We start from the raw sequence: 1,106 nt of genomic DNA, 5'->3' as shown, positions 1-1,106 counted from the left end.
CTGTATCCCGTTCGTCCCGAGGTTGCGGCCACTACCCTGACCGACGAGGCCACCTACAAGGCCATGTACCAGCAATCGGTGATCAACCCGGACGGCTTCTGGCGTGAGCAGGCCCAGCGTCTGGACTGGATCAAGCCGTTCAGCAAGGTCAAGCAGACCTCCTTCGACGACCACCACGTCGACATCAAGTGGTTCGCCGACGGCACACTCAATGTGTCCTCCAACTGCCTGGACCGCCACCTCGAAGAGCGCGGCGACCAGCTGGCCATCATCTGGGAAGGCGACGACCCTTCCGAGCACCGCAACATCACCTACCGCGAACTGCACGAGCAGGTGTGCAAGTTCGCCAACGCCCTGCGCGGCCAGGACGTGCACCGCGGCGATGTCGTCACCATTTATATGCCAATGATCCCGGAAGCCGTGGTGGCGATGCTGGCCTGCGCGCGCATCGGCGCGATCCACTCGGTGGTGTTCGGCGGCTTCTCGCCCGAAGCCCTGGCCGGGCGCATCATCGATTGTCGCTCCAAGGTCGTCATCACTGCCGACGAAGGCCTGCGCGGCGGGCGCCGCACGCCACTCAAGGCCAACGTCGACCTGGCGCTGACCAACCCTGAAACCAGCAGCGTGCAGAAGATCATCGTGTGCAAGCGCACCGGTGGCGACATCGCCTGGCACCAGCACCGCGACATCTGGTACGAAGACCTGATGAAGGTCGCCTCCAGCCACTGCGCGCCAAAAGAGATGGGCGCCGAAGAGCCGCTGTTCATCCTTTATACCTCCGGCTCCACCGGCAAGCCCAAGGGCGTGCTGCACACCACCGGCGGCTACCTGGTGTACGCCGCGCTGACCCACGAGCGGGTGTTCGACTACCGCCCGGGCGAAGTCTACTGGTGCACCGCCGACGTCGGCTGGGTCACCGGCCACAGCTACATCGTCTACGGCCCGCTGGCCAACGGCGCGACCACGCTGTTGTTCGAAGGCGTGCCGAACTACCCGGACATCACCCGCGTGTCGAAGATCGTCGACAAGCACAAGGTCAACATCCTCTACACCGCGCCCACCGCCATCCGCGCGATGATGGCCGAGGGCGAGGCCGCCGTGGCCGG

The 1,106-nt window shown here is 65.1% G+C and carries 1 protein-coding gene; it reads left to right on the top strand.

Going from position 1 to position 1,106, the window contains the following annotated elements:
* A partial coding sequence (locus tag L6D75_RS27150; RefSeq protein WP_236193979.1) for an AMP-binding protein occupies nt 1-1,106 on the top strand: 1,106 nt, incomplete at both ends.

Origin of the sequence: Pseudomonas faucium (genome assembly GCF_021602585.1) — a bacterium.
GTDB lineage: Bacteria > Pseudomonadota > Gammaproteobacteria > Pseudomonadales > Pseudomonadaceae > Aquipseudomonas > Aquipseudomonas faucium.
The sequence above is the reverse complement of the archived record's forward strand: the minus strand, read 5'-3'. Positions and strand labels throughout refer to the sequence as shown.